Source organism: Erysipelatoclostridium sp. An15, from assembly GCF_002160675.1.
Classification (GTDB): Bacteria; Bacillota_I; Bacilli_A; order Erysipelotrichales; family Coprobacillaceae; genus Thomasclavelia; species Thomasclavelia merdavium.
Map to the genome: position 1 here is coordinate 60523 of NZ_NFLA01000005.1, position 20049 is coordinate 80571.

General features: G+C 30.5%; 18 protein-coding genes. 6 read left to right on the forward strand and 12 right to left on the reverse strand.

All coding sequences use genetic code 11. The features are described from left to right. Window positions 1-4 precede the first annotated feature (4 nt). The 4 genes from B5E92_RS03280 to B5E92_RS03295 are packed head-to-tail and all read left to right on the forward strand — an operon-like array spanning window position 5 to window position 5198. Complete coding sequence (locus B5E92_RS03280; protein ID WP_087299195.1) at window positions 5-1804, forward strand: NADH-quinone oxidoreductase subunit NuoF; 1800 nt, start codon at window positions 5-7, stop codon at window positions 1802-1804. A gap of 11 nt (window positions 1805-1815) precedes the next feature. After that, entirely contained in the window at window positions 1816-3564 is a 1749-nt protein-coding gene (locus B5E92_RS03285; protein WP_087299197.1) for an NADH-dependent [FeFe] hydrogenase, group A6, read from the forward strand. 18 nt (window positions 3565-3582) lie between these two features. After that, window positions 3583-4476 carry a hypothetical protein gene (locus B5E92_RS03290; protein ID WP_087299199.1) on the forward strand — a complete coding sequence of 298 codons (894 nt, stop codon included), beginning with the start codon at window positions 3583-3585 and terminating at the stop codon, window positions 4474-4476. Beyond that, window positions 4476-5198, forward strand: a complete 723-nt coding sequence (locus B5E92_RS03295) for an ABC transporter permease (protein ID WP_087299201.1) — start codon at window positions 4476-4478, stop codon at window positions 5196-5198. The genes B5E92_RS03290 and B5E92_RS03295 overlap by 1 nt, the downstream gene beginning before the upstream one ends. 41 nt (window positions 5199-5239) lie before the next feature. Here B5E92_RS03295 and B5E92_RS03300 read toward each other — a convergent pair whose 3' ends face one another. From B5E92_RS03300 to B5E92_RS03335, 8 genes are all read right to left on the reverse strand, one after another. Beyond that, window positions 5240-5764, reverse strand: a complete 525-nt coding sequence (locus B5E92_RS03300) for a DUF5662 family protein (RefSeq protein ID WP_087299203.1) — start codon at window positions 5762-5764, stop codon at window positions 5240-5242. Next, a complete protein-coding gene (gene scpB / locus B5E92_RS03305; protein WP_087299205.1) occupies window positions 5751-6365 on the reverse strand; it encodes an SMC-Scp complex subunit ScpB in 615 nt (204 codons plus the stop codon). Before scpB ends, B5E92_RS03300 begins: the two co-directional genes overlap by 14 nt. Next, window positions 6365-7093, reverse strand: a complete 729-nt coding sequence (locus B5E92_RS03310) for a ScpA family protein (protein WP_087299207.1) — start codon at window positions 7091-7093, stop codon at window positions 6365-6367. Before B5E92_RS03310 ends, scpB begins: the two co-directional genes overlap by 1 nt. A gap of 72 nt (window positions 7094-7165) precedes the next feature. Next, entirely contained in the window at window positions 7166-8455 is a 1290-nt protein-coding gene (locus B5E92_RS03315) for a spore germination protein (protein ID WP_087299209.1), read from the reverse strand. Then, a complete protein-coding gene (gene spoVAE / locus B5E92_RS03320) occupies window positions 8452-8802 on the reverse strand; it encodes a stage V sporulation protein AE (protein WP_087299231.1) in 351 nt (116 codons plus the stop codon). The genes B5E92_RS03315 and spoVAE overlap by 4 nt, the downstream gene beginning before the upstream one ends. Next, window positions 8802-9806 carry a stage V sporulation protein AD gene (locus B5E92_RS03325; protein WP_087299211.1) on the reverse strand — a complete coding sequence of 335 codons (1005 nt, stop codon included), beginning with the start codon at window positions 9804-9806 and terminating at the stop codon, window positions 8802-8804. The genes spoVAE and B5E92_RS03325 overlap by 1 nt, the downstream gene beginning before the upstream one ends. Then, window positions 9784-10227 carry a stage V sporulation protein AC gene (gene spoVAC / locus B5E92_RS03330; protein WP_087299213.1) on the reverse strand — a complete coding sequence of 148 codons (444 nt, stop codon included), beginning with the start codon at window positions 10225-10227 and terminating at the stop codon, window positions 9784-9786. Before spoVAC ends, B5E92_RS03325 begins: the two co-directional genes overlap by 23 nt. Window positions 10228-10297: 70 nt before the next feature. Next, a complete protein-coding gene (locus B5E92_RS03335; RefSeq protein ID WP_087299215.1) occupies window positions 10298-11098 on the reverse strand; it encodes a folate family ECF transporter S component in 801 nt (266 codons plus the stop codon). A gap of 312 nt (window positions 11099-11410) precedes the next feature. On the opposite strand from B5E92_RS03335, the gene B5E92_RS03340 reads away from it, so the two are divergent. After that, the gene (locus tag B5E92_RS03340) at window positions 11411-12766 is read left to right on the forward strand and encodes an NCS2 family permease (RefSeq protein ID WP_087299217.1); all 1356 of its coding nucleotides are present in this window, start codon (window positions 11411-11413) and stop codon (window positions 12764-12766) included. A 144-nt stretch (window positions 12767-12910) separates the two neighbouring features. After that, entirely contained in the window at window positions 12911-13963 is a 1053-nt protein-coding gene (locus tag B5E92_RS03345) for a helix-turn-helix domain-containing protein (RefSeq protein WP_087299219.1), read from the forward strand. A gap of 37 nt (window positions 13964-14000) precedes the next feature. Here B5E92_RS03345 and B5E92_RS03350 read toward each other — a convergent pair whose 3' ends face one another. The 4 genes from B5E92_RS03350 to B5E92_RS03365 form a co-directional block, all read right to left on the reverse strand. Then, window positions 14001-15668: a GNAT family N-acetyltransferase gene (locus B5E92_RS03350; protein WP_087299221.1), complete on the reverse strand. Its 1668-nt coding sequence runs from the start codon at window positions 15666-15668 to the stop codon at window positions 14001-14003. Between the two features lie 54 nt (window positions 15669-15722). Next, window positions 15723-16049 carry a cyclic-di-AMP receptor gene (locus tag B5E92_RS03355; RefSeq protein ID WP_087299223.1) on the reverse strand — a complete coding sequence of 109 codons (327 nt, stop codon included), beginning with the start codon at window positions 16047-16049 and terminating at the stop codon, window positions 15723-15725. 70 nt (window positions 16050-16119) lie between these two features. Beyond that, window positions 16120-17298: a deoxyguanosinetriphosphate triphosphohydrolase family protein gene (locus tag B5E92_RS03360; protein ID WP_087299225.1), complete on the reverse strand. Its 1179-nt coding sequence runs from the start codon at window positions 17296-17298 to the stop codon at window positions 16120-16122. A gap of 174 nt (window positions 17299-17472) precedes the next feature. Then, window positions 17473-19959, reverse strand: coding sequence for an ABC transporter permease (locus tag B5E92_RS03365; protein WP_087299227.1), 2487 nt, complete (start codon window positions 19957-19959; stop codon window positions 17473-17475). Window positions 19960-20049: the final 90 nt, after the last annotated feature.

Genomic DNA, 20049 nt, shown 5'->3' on the forward strand with positions numbered 1-20049 from the left:
CAAGATGGCAGCAAAAAGAACACAAGTATTAGTCTGTGCCGGAACTGGCTGTACAATCGGGAATTCAGGAGAATTAATCACTGAATTTGAAAAAGAAATTAAGTCCTTAGGATTAGATAATGAAATCGAAGTTTTAAGAACTGGATGTTTAGGTCTTTGTGGTGTTGGTCCTAATATTTCAATTTACCCTGATAATATCATTTATAAATCAGTTCAAGTTTCCGATGTAAAAGAAATTGTTATGGAACATTTATATAAAGGACGTCCTGTTCATCGTTTAATGTTAAATGAATCAGATGAAGATACTCGGGAAATCCATGATATTAACGACACCAAATTCTATCATAAACAAAGAAGAATCGCTTTACACAACTGTGGTGTTATCGATCCGGAAAATATTAATGAATATATTGGAAAAGATGGTTACTTTGCTCTTGCTAAAGTATTACAGGAAATGACACCTCAAGAAGTTGTTGACGAAATTAAAGCCAGCGGTTTACGTGGCCGTGGTGGTGGTGGTTTCCCTACTGGAGTTAAATGGCAATTTGCCTTAGATGAACCTGGTGATGAAAAATATGTAATCTGTAACGCCGATGAAGGTGACCCAGGAGCATTTATGGATCGTTCCATTCTAGAAGGAAATCCTCATAGTGTCATTGAAGCAATGGCAATTGCTGGTTATGCAATTGGTGCTAATCATGGTTATATTTATATTCGTGCTGAATATCCAATTGCCGTTGATCGTTTGAATACAGCAATCACTCAAGCTCGGGAACTAGGATTATTAGGGAAAAATATTTTTGATACCGGATTTGATTTTGACTTAGAAATTCGTCTTGGTGCTGGAGCCTTTGTCTGTGGTGAAGAAACAGCATTGATCAAATCAATCGAAGGTGAACGTGGTATGCCAAATCCAAAACCACCATTTCCAGCTCATAAAGGGGTTTGGGGTAAACCAACAATTATCAATAACGTAGAAACTTATGCCAATATTGCCCAGATCATTCAACATGGTGCTAAATGGTTTAGATCAATCGGTACTGAAACTTCACCAGGAACTAAAGTATTTGCTTTAGGTGGAAAAATCGTTAATACTGGATTAGTTGAAGTACCAATGGGAACTACTTTAAGAGAAGTTATCTATGAAATTGGTGAAGGCTGTCCAAATCATAAACGCTTTAAAGCAGTTCAAACTGGAGGTCCTTCTGGTGGCTGTCTAACTGAAGAACAATTAGATACCCCAATTGGATTCGATGAATTAGTTAAACTTGGTTCAATGATGGGATCAGGTGGAATGATTGTTTTAGATGAAGATAACTGTATGGTTGACGTTGCTCGTTTCTATATGGACTTTATCGTTGATGAATCATGTGGTAAATGTACTCCTTGTCGAGTAGGAACTAAACGAATGTTAGAACTATTAGAACAAATTTGTGATGGTAAAGCAACTATGCATACTTTAGATGAATTAGAGATGCTAGCTAAAACAATTCAAGATACTGCTTTATGTGGACTAGGACAAACAGCTCCTAACCCAGTTTTATCAACAATCAATCAATTTAGAGATGAATATATTGCCCATATCGTTGATAAAAAATGCCCTGCTGGTGTTTGTAAAGCATTGCTTAAATATGTTATTGATGAAGAAAAATGCCGTAAATGCGGTTTATGTGCAAAACAATGTCCAGTTGGTGCTATCCATGGGGAATTAGGAAAAGTTCCTTATGTTATTGATCAAGAAAAATGTATTAAGTGTGGTCAATGTATCAACGCTTGTCACTTTAATGTAATTGAAAGAAAGTAGAGGTGTAAGGAATGTCAAAAGTAAAAATAACAATCAACAACCGTGTCGTAGAAGCTTACGAAGGGCAAACAGTCTTAGAAGCAGCCAAAAATAACGGTATCCATATCCCTACTTTGTGTTATTTAAAAGGAGTGACGGGAACTGGCGCTTGCCGTGTTTGTCAGGTTGAAATAGAAGGAGCTAAAACATTAGCAGCCGCTTGTGTTTATCCAGTTCGTGAAGGGCTTGTAATAAAAACAAACTCTCAAAGAGCATTAGATGCCCGAAGAAGAGTAGTCGAATTAATTGTATCTAACCACTCTAAAGACTGTCTTTCATGTATTCGAAATACAAACTGTGAATTACAACGTCTTTGTCAGGAGTTAGGGGTTCGTGAAGATGCCTTTGCTGGTGAAAAATCAAAACCAACTTTTGATGAAGTTTCTCCAGGTATTGTCCGCAATACATCTAAATGTGTCCTTTGTGGTCGTTGTGTTGAAACATGTATTAAAACCCAAGGACTAGGCGTATTAGGCTATATCAATCGTGGATTTAAAACTAAAGTTGGTCCAGTTTATGATAAAAGTTTTGCTGATGTTAACTGTATGCAATGTGGTCAATGTATTAATGTTTGTCCGGTTGGGGCTTTATCAGAAAAAGAAGAAATTCATGATGTAATTGCCGCTTTAAATGATCCTGATAAACATGTAATTGTTCAAACTGCTCCAGCTGTTAGAGCTAGTTTAGGTGAAGAATTTGGAATGCCAATCGGTACTCGAGTAACTGGTAAAATGGTTCACGCTTTAAAACTAATGGGCTTTGATAAAGTTTATGATACTAACTTTGGTGCCGATTTAACAATAATGGAAGAAGGTCATGAATTCTTGCATCGTTTAAATAATAATGGCGTATTACCAATGATTACTTCATGTAGTCCAGGCTGGGTTAATTATATTGAACATGAATATCCTGATTTACTAGATCATCTTTCTAGCTGTAAATCACCACATATGATGTTAGGTGCGATGATCAAATCATACTACGCTAAGGTAAATAATATTGATCCACAAGATATTTATGTTGTTTCAATCATGCCTTGTGTTGCAAAAAAAGGTGAAAAAGAACGAGAAGAAAATCTAACTGATGGTCTAAAAGACGTTGATGCAGTTTTAACTACTCGTGAATTAGGTAAATTAATTAAAATGTTTGGTATCAATTTTAGAGATTTAAAAGACGAAGACTTCGATCAAGATATGTTTGGTGAATACACAGGTGCTGGAGTTATCTTTGGTGCCAGCGGTGGTGTTATGGAAGCAGCTTTAAGAACTGTAGCTGATGTTTTATCACATGAAGATTTAACTAATATTGACTACCATGCTGTTCGTGGTGAAGAAGGAATTAAAGAAGCTACGGTTAAAATTGGTGATCAGACTTTAAATGTAGCTGTTGCTCATAGCATGGTCCTAGCTAAACCATTACTTGAAGAAATCAAAAACGGTACTTCTAAATACCACTTTATCGAAGTTATGGGTTGTCCAGGTGGTTGTGTTAACGGTGGCGGTCAATCTTATGTTAATGCTCTAGTTCGAAATAGCGGTTTTGACTGGAAACAAGCTCGTGCTAAAGCTTTATATGACGAAGATATGTCACTTCCAGTTAGAAAATCTCATAAGAATTCACAAATACAACAATTATATGCAAACTTCTTAGGAGAACCAAATAGTGAAAAAGCACACCATCTTCTGCATACTCACTATAGTGGAAAACCACGTTTTAAATAATTTATTAGGAGGAGTTTTATGAAGAAATTATTTAAATATTTATTATGTTTTATGATGTTGACTACAGTAGTCGGATGTTCAGGAGGTACAAATAGTTCAGATGAATCAGATACTGCTAACATCCTTTGTCCTGTAGGCGCACCATCATTAGCTTTTGTCAGTGAATATGAAAATATAACAGAAAACGGTAAAATTGATTTTGTTGATGGCAGTGATCAATTAGTAGCCGAATTATCTAAAGATAACAGTGAATACGATATTATAGTTGCTCCCATTAATTTAGGTGCAAAATTAATTGCTAGCGACCAGAGTGATTATCGTATCCAGGCAGTAATTACCTGGGGTAATTTATATTTAGTTGGTACAAGCAAAGAAGCTTTATCACAAACCGGTGAATTGGCTTTATTTGGTGAAGGTGCAGTTCCCCAATTAATAGTAGAAGCAACGAATATTGAAACTTCATTAACTCCTACTTATTATCAATCAGCTACTTTAGTACAACAACAGCTTTTAGCTGGTAATGTTCAAGTCGGATTATTGGCCGAACCACTTGCTAGTGCAACAATTGCTAAAGCAAAACAAAGTGGTCTTGAATTATCAATTATCACTGATTTACAAGAATCATATGGTGAAGATGGTTATCCTCAAGCAGCAATATTTGTTAAAGAAGGAAAAAATTATGATTCTTTATTTAGCAAAATTGATGAATTTACTAATAATGGTTACGATGGATTAAAAGAAGATTTAGAAAATATTGGTATTGAAACATTAGGATTACCAAGTGTTGATATTACTGTAAATTCTATTGAACGTCAAAATCTTCATTATCGACCAGCTAGTGAATGCGCTAAACAAATTGAAGACTTTTTGAAATTATACAATATTGAATATAGTGATGATATGATAGTTTAATGAAACGCAAATTTATTACTATTATAGTATTATTGGTAATTTGGCAAGGTTTTGCTTTATCGATTGATAAAGTGGTAATCTTGCCATTACCACTTACAGTTTTTAAACAAATGATTGCATTTGTTTCCTCAAAGTCTTTTTATTTAGCCATTTTAGCTACATTACTAAGAGTATTTATTAGTTTTTTATTAGCATTAATAATTGGTACAATTTTAGGAATATTTAGTGGTTTATCAAAAAAAGTTAATGATTACTTATATCCAATTATTTCTTTGATGCAGACAATTCCTCAAATTGCCTATATATTAATTTTATTAGTCTGGTTTAAAAGTTTAACTGCTTTAATTGTTATTGTTTTATTGATGATTTTACCAATATTTTATAATAATGCAGTTAATGGTATTGTAAATATTGATTCTGATTTAAAAGATGTTATTAATTTATATCATCATTCTTTTTCATTTAATTTATTTCACGTTTACCTTCCTTTGATTAAAGGTTATTTGGTTTCAGCAATTGAAACTGCCTTACCACTTAGTTTAAAAGTTGGTGTTATGGCTGAAATATTTGTTTCTGCCAATCGTGGAATTGGTAAACAATTATATTTCGCCCGAGTTCAAATCGATATGGTTAGTATTTTTGCCTGGACGCTTTGGATGGTAATCATTATTCTAGAAATAAACTTTATTTGTAAAAAAGTATTTTCATATCTAAAAAAATGAAGGTCATTTTCCAATGTTAATTCATTAGCTGACCTTCATTTTTATTTTTTGTTTAAATAATTGTTTTTTATATATTTAATTGTTTCATCAAGATTGCTATTGGCTAAATGCTCTAACATGTCTTTGATAATCTGATCTGTTTTTTCATTAATTACATAATAATGATGAGTCTTATTATAATAATCTAATGGTGCCGTAAAATCAAAATCACTACCGCGATATACCATCGTAGCCGCTACCCGATCACAAAACATTTCAACTACATATTTAATTGGCATCTCAATTGCAATAATACCATCACGCGTAAAATCAATCCAATATTCCCAATGATGTTTATTACGTCCTTTATGATGTAACCAGGCACTACTATATCCTTTTTGCTGGCGTTCATTACTGTTAGGTGACTTATAGCCTAAATAATATTTAGCTCCCGTAGACAACTCACACCACGAATACTTTGATAAATCATGAAGCAAGCCTTGTTTATATAATCCAAAACGAAAACATAATTTCATAACATAGTATTTATGTTTAGTTATTGTTTTTAAGTGCTTAATTAGTTTCACTATCATCACTTTCTTTCTTACCAATTTCCTCAACATCAGTTTCTCGATATCGAGTTGCAAAAATATCTTCCTGCTCATCAATTTCTACAATATCAGCTAAATCAGGCAATTCATCTAATGAAGTTAATCCAAAAGCATCCATAAATTCATCAGTTACCCCATAAAGAATTGGCATTCCTGGACTATCTTCACGCCCTACTTCTTTTATTAATGCTTTAGCAACTAATTTTCTAATCATCGCATCACAACCAACCCCACGAATATCTTCAACACCTAAACGAGTAATTGGCTGGTTATAAGCAATAATTGCTAATGTTTCTAAGGCCGCATTTGATAAAGTACTACTGCTTTGTTCAACCATTTTTTGATAATACATAAAATAATCTTCATTAGTAGCTAGTTTATAACGCCCACCAAAATTGACTAATTTAATACCTTTAAACATCTTATTTTCATATAGCTCAATAAACTGATCCATTAAAACAGTCGCTTCTTTTCTACTAATCTCTAGTACCCCAGCAATCTGTTTAATATCTATACCATCATCACCAGCTAAATAAAGCATACCTTCGATAATATCTAAATAATTGTTATCTTTCATTAAAGTTTCCCTTCTATATATATATCTTCAAATAATCCATTTTGAATTATTTCAACTTCTTTATCTTTAGCTAAAACCAAAATAGCCATAAATGTAACAATAAAATATGTTCGATCATAATGATCAAATAATTCTTCAAATTTAACTTTTTTATTTACCCTGGTTCTAAAGAAATCTTTTATTTGTGATGTTCTTTCATCAATTGAAATTTCTTTTTTAGCGATATGGGTATCTAATGGTTTCATTAACGCTTTACGTTGAAACATTTTTTGCATCGCCTTCATTAAATCATATACTTCTAAATCTTTAGGAATCATTGTACTAGTATCCACTACATATTCATCCATTGAAGCAGCTGGTTTAATGATCATTGTCTGACGATGTTCATATTGATTTTTGATATCATCTAAAACATCTTTATATCTTTTATATTCTATCAATCGTTTGATCAATGTTTCACGAGGATCTTCTTGATACTCATCATTAATATCAACCTTTTCTTTTGGTAATAACAGCTTACTTTTCATTTCAATCAAATCTGCTGCCATTACTAAATACTCTGACATTTCTTCTAGTTTTGAAGGATCCATTGCATGAATATATTGTAAATATTGATCAGCGATCACAGATAATTCTAAAGTTTCTAAATCCATTTCTTTTTCCTTGATTAAATGTAACAATAAATCAAGGGGTCCTTGAAAATCATCCATTATTACTTGATATTCCATCCTGTTTCCTCCTTATGACCTTGTTATTATAGCACAGATTTAAAATCATTAGAAGAACTAAAAAAACTGCAACTATGTTACAGTTTTACTACCTTTTTTCGTTTTCGGTTTTCGAATAATAAAATTCCATAATGCCTTACCATCAAACGGTATTAATGGATACAAATAAGAAACTCCTAGTGGTTTAATAGAAATTAAATAACCAATTAAAATAATATGAAAAACAATAAAACCAGCCCATCCCAATAAACCAACAAAAATAATCAAAAATATTTTAATATACTTATTAGTAAGTGATAATTCATAATTCGGTGTTGCAAAACCACCAACATCACCAATAGCACAAAATAATAAAATTTCTTCACTAAAAAAACCTAAATCAATGGCAAATTGTCCTAATAATACTGCTGCAATCATCCCCATAGCGTTAGATAAAGGAGTTGGCGTATGAATCGTAGCAATTCTTAATAATTCAATTGATAATTCCATCAATAAAACCTGACCTAAAAAATATATATCTAAATTTCCATGGCTACTTATTAAAAGCCACAATGGCACCAGATAAATTGAAAGTAATACAGCGCTACAACGAATTAAACGAATAAATGTACCAATAATTGGTGTTTGCCGATGTTCTTCAACATGCTCTAAAATTTCAAAAATAGTTGTTGGTAACATCATTACCGAAGATGAAGTATCACAAATTATCGCAATTTTACCATCTAATATATGGGTCGCAACAACATCCGGTCGTTCACTATATCTAACTAATGGAAACGGATTATAACTTTGATTTAATATGATTTCTTCAACTGCTCGGTCAGTCATAACTAAATCATCATTTTTTATTTCTTTAACTCGTTTAGTTACTGTATCCAACATCTGTTTATCTATAACACTATCTAAATAACAAACACAAATATCAAGCGGATTATTCTTTCCAATCGTATATTTCTGTAAGATCAAATCCATAGTTTTAATTCTTCTTCTAATTAATCCTGCACAAGTTAAAATTGATTCATTAAAACCATCCTTAGAACCACGCACACTTTTTTCTGTTTCTGGTTCTTCTACAGAACGATTGGGATAGCGTCTTGTATCAACAACATATTCTTTATCACGATAAGCAACCAAAGCACATCCTGAAAGCATGGCATATAATGCTTTTTGATGATCCGGTTCTTCAGTTATCGCTCCATTATTGATACAATCTTTTAATGTTTCCCCGCGATTATTTGTGATTCCTTCAACAATATAGGCCACCATATCATCGCCACATAGACTAGAAAGGAAACTAATTGATACTTTTTCATTATTATAGTCTAAGATACGGGTATTAATATCAAATGATGGATTTTTCATGATTTAGGTTTAGTAACTATCGCAACTAAAAAAGCAAATAAAATCGCACTACTAATACCCGCAGCCGTTAAATCAAAAATACCCATCGCTAAACCAAAAAAGCCATAATCTTTAGTAGCCGCCAAAGCTCCATGCATCAAAGAATGACCAAAGCTGGTAATCGGCAATAATGCCCCGGCATGAAATATTTCAACCAAACGATCATAAATATGAAACAAATCTAAAAATGCACCAATTACCACAAACAAACTTGTAATATGTCCAGGTGTTAACTTAGTGTATTCATAAATTAACTGCGCAATTACACAAACACTACCACAAAATAAAAACGCTAAAACATAATTCATCATTGTACTACCTCCAATGAAAAAGCATGGCCAATACAAGGAATACTTTGTTTTTGATTAGTCATTACTGGTGATAATAAAGCTCCCGTTGTAATTACTAAAATTCGCTTATATTTCCCTTCTAACATCTTAGCAAATAAATAACCAAATGTTACTAAGGCACTACAAGAAGGTCCACTACCGCCTTGATTAACATCCTGATTAGAATCATATAATAAACAGCCACAATCATCATAACAACGATATTCAATATTACTTTGTTTCATCAATTCTTTCATAATTTTTTTACCATAGGCTGATAAATCACCAGTTACAATTAAATCATAATATGAAGCCGATCTTTTTAGATCTTTTAAATGAGTAACTAAAGTATCAAAAGCAGCTGGAGCCATGGCTCGTCCCATATCATTGGGATCACTTTGATTTAAATCAACGACTCTACCTATTGTTATTGATTCTACTTTTACATTGCTAGGATTGTTATCTAAAATTACACTAACAGCACCAGTAGCCGTTGTTGTCATCGTTTCTTTGCGCTGCACACCATATTCAAGCGGGTAACGAAATTGTCTTTCAGCAGTAGCGTTATGACTACACACAAAACAATTAGCGTTATGAATACAATGATTTTCGATTAACATTGCAGCATTATCTATTACTAGTCCCATTGTTGCACAGGCTCCATACATTGCCATTAATGGTCGTTTGATTTTTTTAGCCATATAATTAGTTGCTGTTAATTGATTATTTAAGTCGCCACCCATATATAAATTAATATCTTCTTTTTTTAATTTTCCTTTTTTTAAAGCAAAATTTATTGCTTCTTCCAACATTGCAATTTCAGCCTGTTCATAAGAAGGATAACCGCAATGAAAGTCAGGATAATGACGATCAAAATAATCACCTAAAGGACCATTAAATTCATCAATACCACATGTTGATCCAATTGAGCGAATATATACATTATTTAATCCCATCGAACTACCAGATAAGACTGATGACATATCGGATTCCTCCTAATACAAATGAAGCCACAATTCCAAAAGTTATTACCGTACCGCCAAGTTTAAACATATTAGCACCAATTCCAGTTACTAATCCCTCACTTTTAGCTTCTAAAGCACTAGAAGTCATACTATTAGCAAAACCAGTAATCGGAATAAAAGTTCCCGCTCCAGCTTTTTTACCTAGACGATCATAAATTCCTAGTCCAGTTAATATTGCAGCAATTAAAACAATAGTTATGATCATCATTGGTGTTGCTTCCTGTTGATCAATTTCAAAAATATTCATATATAATTCTAAGAAAAATTGTCCGATTGCCCCAATAGCACCACCATAAACAAAAGCATATATACAATGTTTTAAAACCGTTTTTTTCGGTTTTAAACTTTCTGCAATTTGATTATACTTAGATGTTTCCATTTTTATCACCTCACAATAAATATTTTTTCCACTAATAAAAAAAATAAACAAAAAAAGTGTAATCAATCGATTACACTTTAAGCTTCTTCAATATTCTTAAAACACTATATCCTAAAATGATATCCACTGGTATCATTATACATTCCTTAATTACTCGAATAAATAACGACAAAGTAAACGGTATTCCATACATTGCCTCTAACCAGTATGGCGTTAAAACAAAAGAAACAGCCATTTCAACAATTACAACTGAAATCAACCAGATATTAAATAAATAATACTCTTCTTCATTTAATTTCTTTTTATAAAAATGCATTACAATAAACAATATTGCAATCATTATCACACAGATAATACTCATAATTATCTTAAAGCTAGTACTAATTGTAACTACATTATTAGAAATAGTAACTTGATTTAAACTAAATACATAGCTACAAGCACCAACAACTAAAACAATCAATAAAATCTTGATAACTTTTTCTAAATAATTTAAACGATTTTCTTTGATCGTTGTTACAATTAACGAAGGTATTAAACATTGTAATACTGCATTTAAAGTAAATCCTAAAAATGGAAAACCGGTCGGGTTTACAAGCAACCCTACTAAATCAATAGCTATTCCAATAATATAACAATATCCCGGAGCTAATAATATCCCGGCTAACATCATAGGAATAACTTCGATAGAAATATTTAAGCTTTCAAAGCCAAATAACGGTATCATAATTGATAACCGATTTAAAATAGCAGCTAAAATAATGAACAAGGCTGCCAGCGATAGTGATTTAGCATCACTTTTAATCGGATATTTCCAGAAAACCAAAACTCCGATTAATACTAAAATAATTCCGCAAATAATTTGAATCATAATTGATTGCTACTTATTTACAATCTTTCCTGCTTCATCCTCATTTCTAGTCCACAGGCGTTAATTCCGATCAATGACCGTACATGCGATTGCTACTTAAAAGTAGACTCCCCCTTTTCTTAATCTATATACAAAAGTGTATACGAGAAACATAATACTATAAATATATCGTAACTTCAATATAATTTACATCTTCACACTTTAAATAAGCTATTTTATTCAATTTTTTACATATATATGATATTTGTTTGCAACTTTTTTTAAAACATGATAAAGTCTTAACGTTGAAATAGATTAAAGAGGAGAAATTAAATGGAAAAATTTTTTAAATTGAAAGAAAACAATACCACTGTTTCAACAGAAATAATTGCAGGTATTACTACTTTCTTTGCAATGGCTTATATTATTGCGGTAAATCCAAATACATTAAGCCAATCTGGAATGGAATGGGGTGCTGTTTTCTTAGCAACAATTATTGCTTCAGTAATCGGGACTTTAATTATGGGTCTAGTTGCCAATGTTCCATATGCTCAAGCACCGGGAATGGGATTAAATGCATTCTTCGTTTATACAGTTTGCTTTGCATTAAAATTTACATGGCAACAAGCTTTATCAATGGTTTTTATTTGTGGATTAATTAATATTTTTATTACAGTAACTAAAATTCGTAAAACAATTATTAAAGCAATTCCACAATCTTTACAAAATGCTATTGGTGGTGGAATTGGTGTTTTCATTGCTTATTTAGGATTTTTAAATGTTGGTATGATTAATTTTGATTCTGGTGTACCAGCTTTATCAAATATGAATCAGCCAGTATTATGGGTATTTTTAATTGGTTTAGTTTTAGCTGTTGTTTTAACTATTTTAAAAGTTAAAGGTGGTATTTTAATTGCTATCGTCATAACAACATTGATTGGAATTCCTTTTGGAGTAACATCAACAGCTGATACTGTTAGTTTTTCAGAAGCTTTAGGTGCTTTACCTTCTACTTTTGGAGTTATCTTTACTTCTGAAGGTTTACCTTCATTATTTGCTGATGCTTCTAAAATTCCTTTAGTAATTATTACTATTTTTGCATTCAGTATGTCTGATACATTTGATACAATTGGAACATTTATCGGAACTGGTCGTAAATCAGGTATCTTCTCAGCTGAAGATGAAGCTGCTTTAGAAAACAGTAGTGGATTTAGTTCAAAAATGGATAAAGCATTATTCGCTGATGCTACTGCAACTTCAATCGGTGCAATCTTTGGTACAAGTAATACTACTACATTTGTTGAAAGTGCAGCTGGTATCGGTGTTGGTGGTAGAACTGGTTTAACTTCTGTAGTTGTAGCAATTTGTTTTGCTTTAAGTGCCTTTTTATCATCATTTGTAAGTGCTATTCCTTCAGCAGCTACTGCACCAGCACTAGTTATTGTTGGATGCATGATGGTTTCATCATTTACAGAAATTAACTGGAATGATTTAGAAGAAGCTGTACCTGCTTTCTTTGCCGGAATCTTCATGGCACTTTGCTACAGTATCTCATATGGTATTGCTACAGCATTTATCTTCTATTGCATTGTAAAAATTATTAAAAAACAAGCAAAAGAAATTCATCCAATTATCGCTGTAGTAGCAATATTGTTCATTATTAACTTTATATTACTAGCGATCATTTAAACAGGGATTTTCAATTCCCTGTTTTTTTATAGACTAAATAACTTATAGTTAATAAAACTTCTAAAAAGTTAATAAACAGTAAATTGAAAATATAAAGTTAAATCATTACAATATAAGTAGAAAATTAAATGGAGGCATTTGTTTATGAAAATAAATGATATAATCCGTGAAAAACGTTTAGCAAAAGGACTTACCCAAGAACAAATTGCAAATTATCTAGGCGTTTCCACTCCAGCTGTAAATAAATGGGAACGTGGGATCTCATATCCTGATATCGTTTTATTACCTGCTCTAGCCAGGCTTCTTGATACCGATTTAAATACCCTTTTATCTTTTCAAGATAATTTATCAAAAGAAGAAATTACATTGTTTTTAAACAAAGTTTCTGAAGTGATAGATAAAAGTGGTTTTGAAGCTGGCTATGTATTAGCAACTGAAAAATTAAAAGAATTTCCAACTTGTGATTTATTAATAATCAATTTAGCGATGTTATTAGATGGTGCTTTAATTCTTTGTAAAAATCAACGATTAAACGAAAAATATCATGATAAAATAGAAGAACTATATTATAGAGCTGCTCAAAGTGATGATATTGCTATTAAAGAGCAGGCACTAGTACATTTAATTTCTAAAGCAATGGAAAATCAAGATTATAACCACGCCCAAGAAATGCTTAATACAATTTCAAATAAAAATCCAATAAACAAAGAGCAGATTCAAGCAAATATCTACATTGCTCAACAAGAAACAAAAAAAGCTGCAAAACTGATAGAAGAAAAACTTTTAGCTACCACCTACGAAATTCATACATCATTAATGACCTTAATGCAAATTGCTCTTAAAGAAAACCGTTTAGAGGATGCAAAATATATTGCTGATGTTGATAAACAAGCAGCTAAATTATTTGATTTATGGCAATACAATTTTTATCTTGCTCATTTTCAGCTTTATAGTACTACAAAAAATAAAGCTGAATTATTAAAAATACTTTTGTTGATGCTAGAATCACTTACTAAAAAGTGGGATATTAACAGTTCACCTTTGTATCAGCATATTAAAACCAAAGAAGTTGATAATAAATTTACAGCAAAGTTACAAAAAACAATTCTTCAATCAATTGGTACTGATAAAGATACTGAATTTTTAAAAGATACTCCTGAATTAAAAGAGTTAATTAGGAAAATAGATCTTAAATAATTCCAGCTTTAAAGATAATGGGTAAAATCTAACGATTTTACCCATTTAATTCATTTAAAATATAATTTCTAACTTTAGAAATAAAATATAATGAACCAGTTACAAAAACTGTTCCTTGATGATGTAATGATTCTTTAATTGCCTGTTTATAATCAGGCTGAATTTTAACCTCAAACCCTTTAGCTAAATCTTTAGCAGTACTAGCGCGAACATGTTCAAATTCACATATAGTAATATCATCAGTTAACTGCAATAGTTTTTCAATCATATGCTTATAATCTTTGTCTCTTAAAGCACTAAAAATAATTTTAATATTATCATATTTTTTTGCACATTCATAAAAGGCATCAATTCCTTCTTTGTTATGAGCACCATCTACAATAATTACTGGATTAATATGTACCATTTCAAAACGTCCTGGCCATTTAGCGTTATACATTCCTTGTAATAAATCATCATCACTAAAACTAATTAATTGATGTTTCTTTAAATACAACAAAGCTTCTAATGCTAAGGCACTGTTTTTAATTTGATATAGAGCTGGAGTATCTAAAATAATATCATAATTACGATAACGATAAGCAACATTATTACCATCAATAATATTAGTAATTGGCTGAACTTGTAATAATTGACTATGATGTTTCTTACATACTTCTTTAAATACTTCTAAACACTCTGGTTTTGTTTCTCCAGTTAAATAATCAATGCCATCTTTAACTATTCCGGCTTTATTTAAGGCAATACTTTGATAATCATGTCCTAAATAATCAACATGATCTAAACCGATATTAGTATTAATAGCCAGCATTGGTTTAATGATATTAGTCGCATCTAATAAACCACCTAATCCAACTTCAAAAATAGCTATGTCAACGTTATTTTCAATAAAATACATAATGGCAATAAACACTTCAATTTCAAACATTGAAATTTCATATTTTAACCATAAATCAACATAACGATTAGCATATTTGACCATTGTTTTATCATCGATAAATTGATCGTTGATACGAATAATATCTAATCTAGAATATAAGGCTGGAGAAGTAAAAGTAGCTACTCTATATCCAGCTTGTTTTAAAACTTCTTTTATATAATTTGTAGTTGAACCTTTACCATTAGTACCCCCAATATGAATACAATCAAGAATTAGCTGGGGATTACCTAAATCATCCATATATCTTTTAAAATTATCCAAACTATAAACGCGGTCTTTTTGACTATTAATAAACTCAATAACCTGGTCATAGTTTTCAAATTGCTGCTTAACTTCTCTTTTTTTTACCATTGGATAATATAAAATACCATCCTTTTTTATTAGATTATCAGTTAATTCAAATCCAGCTTTTAAATAAAAATCCTTAGCTTCGATTCCCGAATTAACTGACAAATCTCCTAATACTAAATTATCAATAATTTCTAATAATTTAATTCCAATTCCTAAATGTTGATAACTATCTAAAACAAATAACAAACTTAAATGATTATTATTTGAAAGTGTAGCCATAGCTACGATTTGATCATTTTCTAAAGCAACATATGTTAAATTATGTCGATCTAAATAAAAAGATTCCTGATTAACTTGATTGAAACTATCAATTCCTTCTTGATCATAATCATTAAATATATGTTTTTTAGCAACTTTATCGACTAATAAAATAACTTGATTAATTTCTTTTTTATCTAATAATCTATATTCCATTTTCTTCACCTTAGATAATTATAAAATAAAAGAAGTGGAACTACCACTTCTTTTTTAGAATTTTTCAAATTGATCGATATTTAAAACAAATACTGTTGCTCCTCCAACAAGTACATCAACCATTATTGGGGTAAAAAATTCACCCATTTCAGTTGGCGGAACAGTTGGTTCTTTTTCCACTCTTTTTTTCGAATGGGCTTTAATTATAGAAATACAATCTTCAACTTTATCATCATTAGTTCCAACAAAAAATGTTGTATTTCCTTTCTTTAAAAATCCTCCAGTCGTAGATAGTTTAGTTACGAAGTATCCATTTTCAGTAAGCGCACCTTGAACTGCTGAGCTGTCATCAGAATTAACAATTGCGATTATAAGTTTCATATTGACTCCTCCTTGTACTCCTTGTATATATTATAACACTTATTATTTAAAGTTAGTACAAATTTATTGATTAAAGTATGGTATTATGCATGATTGGTAAAAATATTGTTTCATATTCATTTAGCACATAACTATCAGTCATCATCGATAAATAATCAGTTACAATTAATGCCGGATCATTTTTAGCATATTCTGGTGTCATTTTACTTACAAACATTTTTATTTTACAATCATGATTATTAACATCTGTTAACTCTTCATAATATACATCATATAACTGATTGATCATCCGCATTAATTTTGCATTTTCTTTAACTAAAACAGGATGATGATGAACATTAGCTGATAAAAAATTCATCATTGTTAGTAAGGCATCAAATACTTCTGGTGAAAAGCTTAAATAAGGTTTTTCATAACTATGAATCACTAAATCACCAATTAGACGATTAATCATTGATTTATTATTATGTCCTAAAACCTTAGTTGCCTTTCTAGGCAAATCATTTTCCTTTATCAATCCTACTTTAATAGCATCTTCAATATCTTTACCAATATAAGAAATTATATCTGATACCCTAACAACACATCCTTCTAAAGTCATCGGACGTATTTTTTTACTAATATCTTTTTGATACCAGCAATCATTATATTCTTTCCAAAACTGGGCTATTGTTTTATCATAATCTGGCATATATTTTTTAGATAACATCTCACCATTATGACATAAAATTGCATCTAATACTTGTAATGAAACATTATAGCCAATCCCGTCTCGTTCAATAAACAAAATATTTCGTACACTATTAGCATTATGACAAAAATGCCCAAATCCTTTATTCTGTAAAATTATATCTAAAATCTTTTCACCAACATGTCCATAAGGAGCATGCCCTAAATCATGGCCTAAAGCTGCTGCTTCAATCAAATCTGTATTTAAACCTAAACACTTACCAATTTGCCGAGCTATTCGACTTACCCATTGAACATGAATTGAACGTTTGGAAATATGCGCGTTATTAAAAAAAGATAGTGCTTGAGTTTTATCGACATAACGCTGATATGATTTAGAATATAAAATACGATCTACATCTTCTTCAAAAGGCCAGCGAATATCAAATTCTTCTTGTTGTCTTAGTGGTGATTTTATTTTTATACAGTCGCGATTTTTAGTTGCATATAATGAAAGCTGATTGTCAGCTTCCTGCGTCATTTTTAGTGTATTTTTAATAACTATTTCCTCACTTTTCATTTTCATATTCCCTTTCTAATTACTAAAATATATCTATAGTATATTAAAAAAGAATAACATTTATACCTAAAGGAAATAAAATAACTATAAAAAACAAAAGCTTTTTGATACCTATCATTGCTTTTGTTTTTTATAAAGTTTTATTGTAGTTAATAATTATAAATAATGTCTATTTTAAATATCATTACCTTTAATCTTTTCAATGATACTCTTATTTTTGATTAGTTTATATAATAATATTGACGCTAAAACTGCAATTAATAATGATATAAGTGCCATTGAGATAATAGTAATGTATGAAATCTTGAATTCTTTTATATATGTGTATTGATAATAATAAAGTAGACCCTCAATTCCTATTATCAATGGAGTAGAAATGATTATTGCAATTATTACCAGACTCAGATTTTCAAAGAAAATCATTTTTTTCATATCACGATCATCTATACCTAGTGATTCTAAAATTGCATAATCATTTTCTCTTTCATATGAATTTGAAATAATAATTATCGCTAAATTAATAATACAAACTACTAACGCTAAATATGCAATCATCTTTGTAGTTTTACTTGTTAATGTTAAATATTGATCAGGCTGATTTTTTTCTGTCGATACTAAATATTTACTAATAAAGTCATCGCTTAAAATTTCTTTCTTTAAACTGCTACGATCATCTGTATCTATTTTAAATAGAATATCAATACTATTAGCATTAGAAAATTCCATCTCCTGATACCGTGATAAATAGTAATCATACGGTGCTAACATATATATACATAATCGCTCTGAATCTTGCAAAGCTGATTCATAAACATCTGTAATGCCAAAATCATCAAGATCATACATACCGTCTATTTTTGCCGTAAAATCCAGTTTTTCCTGGATCCAATTCATCTCATCTTCGATAAGATAATCATATGACATTGTTATCGTTATAGTGCCATCATTAAAAATCGGAATATCTCTACTGTTTCTTGTTCCTTCAGTTATAATCTTTTTATTTAATAAGATCGGTTCACTTTGTCCGGTTACCTCTTTTAATACTTTTTCATCAACTCCTATAAAACGCATAGTTACATTATTAGTTTCCGGAGTAGTAAATGATGATAAATATTCATCACTGTATTGATCAAATGGTAAATTATTGATATTTTCAAAATCAAAATCAGCACTTACACTGGTTTTATTCTGGGGTTGTTTTTCTTTAACTGTCTCAATTAATTTATTAAAATCATCTCTATTTTGATAAAAATCATATATACTACAATCAACATATAAAGCATTCATATCCATCGTTTCTTGAAGATATTGTTCATTAATATTGGCATTGTAATTAGTCACATTTAAAAATACGATAGAAAAAATCAGAGTTATTAAAACAGACAAATATTTCTTTTTATCCATTTTCATATACGTCGTCGCTAATGCTAGACTAGTATTTTTACAGCTTTTAAGAACGGTTTTACGTTTTTTAGAAAAACTGTTCTTTTGATATTTTGCTGTTTTGAATAAATCTATTATGCTGATTTTTTTAATCCCTTTAAGCGCTGACAAACCAGCTAATGATAGAACGATCGTAATAACCAAGGCTACTATGATAGTCACTAGCGGTATTGAAACAAATGCTACTGGAAAAGAATTATATTCACTTTCTAATGAATAAGCAACCAGATTATCTCGCAAGGTCTTCATTATAAAATTACTGGAAAATATTCCAATCAGCAATCCTGGTATTGCATACAAGATAGCCTCAATTATAGCCAACAGTTTTAAATCATTAAATGAAGCACCGACACTTGATAATATACCAAAATTGCGCTGTCTTTTTTTAAAGCTCATCGAAAAGATATTTTTCAATGTAACATACATTAAAATAAATAAAACTATAAATATTATAATATCTGTTTTAGCTATATTACTGAATGAATATGGTAAATGTCCTGTATATACTTTTATTATTGCTTCATCATGATTTAAGCCAGCGTTATCAGTATTTTCAATTAATATTTGCAGCTTACTTAACTGATCATTAGAAATAGTATCTGTTTTTACATATACTGTATAATAATCTGCTTTTTTAGATGATCTGGTAATAATTCTATCATAAAAATCACCTGTATCACTACTTGCCGCCACTCCCTGAATAATACCACTGACTTTTACAGTTTTATCATATTTTTTCTCTGGATCAGCAGGATCTGTAACTTCCATAGTTATCGTGTCACCGGTTTTAAATCCGGTTTTATTATTATATGCTCTGGTAATTAAGACTTCATTTTCATTTTGAGGATAATCACCATCGTATAAATACATCGGTAACAAATCAAAATTAGAATAACTAATCAGTTCAACATGATAATATTCATCAACATCACTGTAACCAATAGTGCTGGTAACAGTTGTTTCTTTTATATCAGTAATATCCTCAATTTGATTTTCTATATCATACGAATCAGATGAATAATATAATAACCAGTCACCAGTCATTTTTATAGATGTATCATAATCATAGTATGCATTAGTAGTCATATTAGTTGTAAGAGCATTGATTAAAAATACACATATTGTAACAGTACATAATGTAAGCAATGATCGAATCTTGTCTTTTTTTATAAACTGTATACTTATTTTAATTAAAAATCTTAATTTCTCAAGTTTCATATTCTCTTAGCTTTCCCTGCTCTAAGACATAAATTCGATCACAGTTTTTAGCAAGTTCTAAATCATGTGTTACCATGATTATCGTTATAT

Coding starts and splice junctions, on each gene's coding strand:
- B5E92_RS03280 (WP_087299195.1), top strand. CDS start 5: ATGGCAGCAAAAAGAACACAAGTATTAGTCTGTGCCGGAACTGGCTGT.
- B5E92_RS03285 (WP_087299197.1), top strand. CDS start 1,816: ATGTCAAAAGTAAAAATAACAATCAACAACCGTGTCGTAGAAGCTTAC.
- B5E92_RS03290 (WP_087299199.1), top strand. CDS start 3,583: ATGAAGAAATTATTTAAATATTTATTATGTTTTATGATGTTGACTACA.
- B5E92_RS03295 (WP_087299201.1), top strand. CDS start 4,476: ATGAAACGCAAATTTATTACTATTATAGTATTATTGGTAATTTGGCAA.
- scpB (WP_087299205.1), bottom strand. CDS start 6,365: ATGAAAGATAACAATTATTTAGATATTATCGAAGGTATGCTTTATTTA.
- B5E92_RS03310 (WP_087299207.1), bottom strand. CDS start 7,093: ATGGAATATCAAGTAATAATGGATGATTTTCAAGGACCCCTTGATTTA.
- B5E92_RS03315 (WP_087299209.1), bottom strand. CDS start 8,455: ATGAAAAATCCATCATTTGATATTAATACCCGTATCTTAGACTATAAT.
- spoVAE (WP_087299231.1), bottom strand. CDS start 8,802: ATGAATTATGTTTTAGCGTTTTTATTTTGTGGTAGTGTTTGTGTAATT.
- B5E92_RS03325 (WP_087299211.1), bottom strand. CDS start 9,806: ATGTCATCAGTCTTATCTGGTAGTTCGATGGGATTAAATAATGTATAT.
- spoVAC (WP_087299213.1), bottom strand. CDS start 10,227: ATGGAAACATCTAAGTATAATCAAATTGCAGAAAGTTTAAAACCGAAA.
- B5E92_RS03335 (WP_087299215.1), bottom strand. CDS start 11,098: ATGATTCAAATTATTTGCGGAATTATTTTAGTATTAATCGGAGTTTTG.
- B5E92_RS03340 (WP_087299217.1), top strand. CDS start 11,411: ATGGAAAAATTTTTTAAATTGAAAGAAAACAATACCACTGTTTCAACA.
- B5E92_RS03345 (WP_087299219.1), top strand. CDS start 12,911: ATGAAAATAAATGATATAATCCGTGAAAAACGTTTAGCAAAAGGACTT.
- B5E92_RS03350 (WP_087299221.1), bottom strand. CDS start 15,668: ATGGAATATAGATTATTAGATAAAAAAGAAATTAATCAAGTTATTTTA.
- B5E92_RS03355 (WP_087299223.1), bottom strand. CDS start 16,049: ATGAAACTTATAATCGCAATTGTTAATTCTGATGACAGCTCAGCAGTT.
- B5E92_RS03360 (WP_087299225.1), bottom strand. CDS start 17,298: ATGAAAAGTGAGGAAATAGTTATTAAAAATACACTAAAAATGACGCAG.
- B5E92_RS03365 (WP_087299227.1), bottom strand. CDS start 19,959: ATGAAACTTGAGAAATTAAGATTTTTAATTAAAATAAGTATACAGTTT.